This window comes from Sodalis-like endosymbiont of Proechinophthirus fluctus, assembly GCF_001602625.1.
In the GTDB taxonomy this organism is placed as follows: Bacteria; Pseudomonadota; Gammaproteobacteria; order Enterobacterales; family Enterobacteriaceae.
In genome coordinates this window covers 2,950-8,298 of the sequence record NZ_LECR01000087.1, presented here as the reverse complement: position 1 = coordinate 8,298, position 5,349 = coordinate 2,950, and the positions used below count along the sequence as shown (strand labels likewise).

The following is a 5,349-nucleotide window of genomic DNA, read 5'->3' as shown; positions in this document are numbered from 1 at the left end:
AAGGCGCTGCGTACGGCGCTGGAGCATGAAAAAACGCCGGAACTGGCCTTGTCTCTGGCGGAAGAGTTGCTGGAACGCGATCCATGGGCTGCGCAAGTGCATTGGTTAGAGATGCCTAAGCCAGTGCAACAGCTTGCCCTTAACGCCTGGAAAGAAGATTTGGCGCCGGGCAAGGTCTGTCTACACCTGCGTGCCTCGCAGCGTCATCTGAACTCGGCGATGGCGCAAAAAGCCCTGCGTGACGCGCTAAGTGCCGATTTTGGCGCACCGGTTGAATTAACTATAACAGAAGATGATAATTCAGCGATGAGAACGCCGTTGGAATGGCGCCAGGCAATTTACGAAGAGAAACTGATGCGGGCGCGGGAATCGATAATGAACGATTCGCACATTCAAATGCTGCGGCGCTATTTTGACGCTGAGTTGGACGAAGACAGTATCCGACCCGTATAACCAGCTGCGCTGGGGCAACATTGCCGCCAGTGCGTTCCGACGTAACTGAGAGAGAAGATTATGTTTAGTATAGGCGGAATGGGTAATTTGATGAAGCAAGCCCAGCAAATGCAGGAAAAAATGCAGCGTATGCAAGAAGAGATCGCGCAGCTGGAGGTGATTGGTGAGTCGGGCGCTGGCCTGGTCAAGATCACCATCAATGGCATGCACAATTGCCGCAGTGTCGAAATCGATCCCACCCTGCTGGAAGATGATAAAGACATGCTAGAGGATCTCATCGCCGCGGCGTTCAACGACGCCGCCCACCGAGTCGCTGAAACCCAGAAGGAAAAAATGGCCGTCATCTCCAGTGGCATGCAGTTTCCTCCTGGTTTTAAAATGCTGTTCTGATGCAAACTAGTCCATTACTAGAGGCATTAACCGAGGCCTTGCGCTGCTTGCCTGGCGTCGGGCCAAAATCGGTGCAGCGTATGGTTTTCCACTTGCTGCAGCGCGATCGCAGCGGCGGGATGCGCCTGGCGCAGGCGTTGACCCGCGCAATGTCGGAAATCGGCTACTGCTCCGATTGCCGTACCTTCACCGAACAAGCGATCTGCAATATTTGCGCGAATTCCCGCCGGCAGCAGTCCGGCCAGATCTGCGTGGTGGAAAGCCCGGTGGATATTCACGCTATTGAGCAGACTGGCCAATTTGCCGGGCGCTATTTCGTACTGATGGGGCACCTGTCGCCCCTTGACGGTATCGGCCCGGACGATATTGGTCTTAGTCGGCTGCAGGAGAGGCTTGAAAGCGAGCGCATCCAGGAGGTGATCCTCGCTACCAACCCGACGGTGGAGGGAGAAGCAACCGCCAATTATATTGCCGAAATGTGCGCGTATTACGGCGTAATAGCCAGCCGCATCGCCCATGGCGTACCGGTTGGCGGCGAGCTTGAAATGGTGGACGGCACCACGTTGTCGCACTCGCTGGTCGGCCGTCATCCTATAAAATTCTAACCTTGCCTTACGCCGGTTTGTCGGCCGTTAGTGCGCTTTTTTTTCTTACTGCTTGAAATCCCTCCGTCTTAACCCCATTTGCTCGTCATTGTCGTCTTTAACCGCCTGTTTGGTCGTATTTAGATTGAGGTAAGACATGAATATGAAAGGACAAGAAACTCACGGATTTCAATCTGAAGTAAAGCAGATGCTTCATCTGATGATCCATTCCCTTTATTCCAATAAAGAAATCTTCTTACGCGAGCTGATTTCCAATGCATCGGATTCGGCGGATAAACTGCGTTTTCTCGCCCTGTCGCAGCCGGATTTATACGAAGGGGACGGCGATTTGCGCGTTCGTCTGTCCTGCGATAAAGAAAAACGCACGATCACGCTCAGCGATAACGGTATCGGCATGCGCCGAGACGAAGTGATCGATAATTTGGGAACTATTGCTAAATCTGGCACCAAGGCTTTTCTTGAATCGATGGGTTACGATCAGCTAAAAGACAGCCAGCTTATCGGCCAATTCGGCGTCGGGTTCTATTCAGCCTTTATAGTGGCGGACAAAGTCACTGTCCGAACGCGGGCCGCTGGCGCGGATGCCGACGAAGGGGTGTTTTGGGAATCCGCCGGTGAGGGAGATTACACCATCGCTGATATCGTCAAGCCGGAGCGTGGAATGGAAATCACCCTGCATTTGCGTGAGGGAGAGGACGAATTCCTCGATGACTGGCGCCTTAAAAAAGTCATCGGTAAATACTCAGACCATATCGCGCTGCCGGTGGAAATCGAGACGCGTACCAAAAACGACGAAGAGGTCGTGACTTGGGAAAAAATCAATAAAGCGCAGGCGCTGTGGACCCGCAACAAGGCCGATATCAGTGACGAAGAATATAAAGAATTTTATAAGCATTTGTCCCATGACTTCAACGACCCTTTATGCTGGAGCCACAACCGCGTTGAAGGCAAACAGGAATATTCTAGTTTGCTTTATATCCCGGCAAAGGCGCCTTGGGATATGTGGAACCGTGAGCATAAACATGGGATTAAACTCTATGTGCAGCGCGTGTTCATCATGGATGATGCCGAACAATTCATCCCTAACTATCTGCGTTTTGTGAAAGGGTTAATTGATTCTAAAGACTTGCCACTGAACGTGTCGCGGGAAATCTTGCAAGACAGTCGTATTACGCAGAATTTGAAAGGAGCGCTGACCAAACGTGCCCTGTCGATGCTGAAAAAGCTGGCCAAAGACGACGCTGAACAGTATCAATCATTCTGGCAGGCGTTCGGATTGGTGCTGAAAGAAGGGCCTAGCGAGGATCCTGCCAACGGTGAAGCGGTGGCCAAACTGTTGCGTTTTGCCTCAACCCGCGGCGATAACGCAGCGCAAACCGTCGCGTTGGAAGAGTACGTTGGCCGTATGGTGGAAGGGCAAGAGAAAATTTACTATATCACCGCCGACAGCTATGCCGCCGCCAAGAGCAGTCCCCACCTGGAGCTGCTGCGTAAGAAGGGTATAGAAGTGCTACTGCTCTCTGATCGTATCGATGAATGGATGATGAGCTATCTGACGGAGTTTGATGGTAAAGCCTTCCAGTTGGTCAGCAAAGCCGATCCGGCACTGGATAAATTAGCCGACGAGGAAAACGAAGAGCAAAAAGAGGCAGAAAAGGCGCTTGAGCCTTTCGTTGAGCGCGTGAAGACTTATCTCGGGGAGCGCATCAAAGAGGTGCGGCTCACGCATCGCTTGACAGATACCCCCGCAGTCGTCACCACTGACGCCAATGATATGACGACGCAAATGGCTAAACTGTTTACCGCTGCGGGCCAAGCCGCGCCGGAGATCAAATATATCTTTGAACTGAATCCGGAGCACCCACTGGTAAAACGCATCGCCGATATGACTGATGAAGGCGCGTTTAGCGAGTGGGTAGAGCTGCTGCTAGATCAGGCGTTGCTGGCCGAGCGCGGTACGCTTGAGGATCCTAACCAGTTCATCCGTCGTATAAACCAACTGTTGAATGCCTAATGGCAGCGCGGTATGTCCCTACTAAGGAAGGATTTGCCGCCCTCTCTGCGTGTGCAGGCAGAATAGCCTCGTATGAGCCTCGGTCGCGCGAAGCACGCCTCCTACCTATCTCCATAGGCGGTTTTCTCTGGCTGCTAGGCGCTAAAATTTTCCCTATACCATGGTATTCCCATGCTGCCAGAACGGCTTTGTGTTGTGATCACATTGGTTAGCGGATGGCAGTTTTCCTCAGGAAAATCCGAAAGTTGCAGACTAGCCAGCGACAACGACAAATGTGTGCCAGTAATAGTATATAGTTTTCCTTTTTTCAGATTTTAAAATATTTTGGATTAGTAAAGGAGATTTACGCAATGCGTATCATTTTGTTGGGCGCTCCGGGTGCTGGTAAAGGCACTCAGGCACAATTTATCATGGAGAAATACGGCATTCCACAGATTTCCACCGGCGATATGCTACGTGCTGCGGTGAAGGCGCAATCCGTACTCGGTACGCAGGCCAAAGTGCTTATGGATGCTGGCAAACTGGTGACAGATGAAATAGTAATCGCACTGGTTAAAGAACGCATTAAACAAGATGATTGCTGCAATGGGTTCCTATTAGATGGGTTTCCCCGTACCCTTCCTCAAGCGGATGCTATGAAAAGGGCTGGTATCGCAGTGGATTATGTGTTGGAATTCATAGTGCCCGATTCGCTTATCATCGACCGTATCGTCGGTCGCCGAGTGCATTCGCCTTCAGGCCGGGTTTTCCACGTGAAGTTCAACCCGCCTAAAAAAGAGGGCAAGGATGATGTCACCGGAGAGCCGTTGACTACCCGCAAGGATGATCTGGAGGACACAGTATGCAAGCGTCTGGTAGAATACCATCAACAGACTGCGCCCCTGATCAACTATTACCGTAAAGAAGCAGATGCAGGTAATACCTGCTATTTCACGATCGACGGCACCCATAATGTGAACGAGGTTAGCGCCGCTCTGGCTGATATTCTCGGCTGATTCACCCCCGGATTTTTCGCCGTTCTTGCCATTATCAAGCAGCGTAGTGTGCGGAAATAGTGATCGATACCAGCCGTTCGGCCTGCTGTTCTCGGTTGGCGCACAGACCTGAATGTCCTCTACGGCGATAAACCTTTTCACCGTGCGAGCTGTTGGCCAGCGCGAGGACGGCAGTGACCTTGCAGGGCGATTTGTTTACCTGGGTTGATATCGGGAGCTAGTTGACGCCTAGCAAGGCAGCGGTGTTGCTTATGCACGGGCGCAGACCCTAAGCCAGATGCGTCAGCTAAGGAGAGTGCTGTCGTCATGAGCAGCTAGGTGCTTGCCTGGGCGTTTTGCTGGCGACGCGCTTTCTTATGTCTTACCTTTGAATTGAACGACGTACTCTCACCTAACGACCATCGTACGGTGCACCTGCGAAGGAATAACGACATTGCGAACGACTCCCCTGTACCCCGGCGACGCGCCCTAGTACGCTGTATCAGACATCACCTATTGTAAAGATAATGGATAATAACCATTCTCAAAGGCCGATTTTTCGCTACAATACCTTCTCTTCGACGGCAGTTTTAGCCATGATAAATTCATGGAGTTAGAGCACCAGCGACGAATCGATAAGGAAACAGCAATGAGGCAGGAAAAATACGGCGTATTGATGGTCAATCTGGGCACGCCGGAAGCCCCCACCCCTAAGGCAGTTAAGCGCCATTTAGCTGAATTTCTCAGCGACAAGCGCGTGGTGGATACGCCGCGCGCGTTGTGGTTACCACTGCTGTACGGCGTTATCCTGCCGTTGCGTTCGCCGAGGGTAGCAAAGTTATATCAAAGTATCTGGATGGAGGAGGGTTCGCCGCTTTTGGTTTACAGCCGTCGTCAGCAGCAGGCGCTGGCC

The 5,349-nt window shown here is 51.9% G+C and carries 6 protein-coding genes; all 6 read left to right on the top strand.

What is annotated here, in order from left to right; genetic code table 11:
- Positions 1-453: DNA polymerase III subunit gamma/tau C-terminal domain-containing protein (locus BG74_RS08550; protein ID WP_305809592.1), on the top strand; the 453-nt coding region annotated here is incomplete at its 5' end.
- A 60-nt stretch (positions 454-513) separates the two neighbouring features.
- Entirely contained in the window at positions 514-843 is a 330-nt protein-coding gene (locus tag BG74_RS08545) for a YbaB/EbfC family nucleoid-associated protein (RefSeq protein ID WP_066597841.1), read from the top strand.
- Positions 843-1,448, top strand: a complete 606-nt coding sequence (gene recR / locus BG74_RS08540) for a recombination mediator RecR (protein ID WP_066597839.1) — start codon at positions 843-845, stop codon at positions 1,446-1,448. Before BG74_RS08545 ends, recR begins: the two co-directional genes overlap by 1 nt.
- 136 nt (positions 1,449-1,584) lie before the next feature.
- Positions 1,585-3,462, top strand: a complete 1,878-nt coding sequence (gene htpG, locus BG74_RS08535; RefSeq protein WP_066597835.1) for a molecular chaperone HtpG — start codon at positions 1,585-1,587, stop codon at positions 3,460-3,462.
- Between the two features lie 350 nt (positions 3,463-3,812).
- A complete protein-coding gene (adk, locus tag BG74_RS08530) occupies positions 3,813-4,457 on the top strand; it encodes an adenylate kinase (protein ID WP_066597834.1) in 645 nt (214 codons plus the stop codon).
- 628 nt (positions 4,458-5,085) lie between these two features.
- A partial coding sequence (locus BG74_RS08525) for a ferrochelatase (RefSeq protein ID WP_187202829.1) occupies positions 5,086-5,349 on the top strand: 264 nt, incomplete at its 3' end.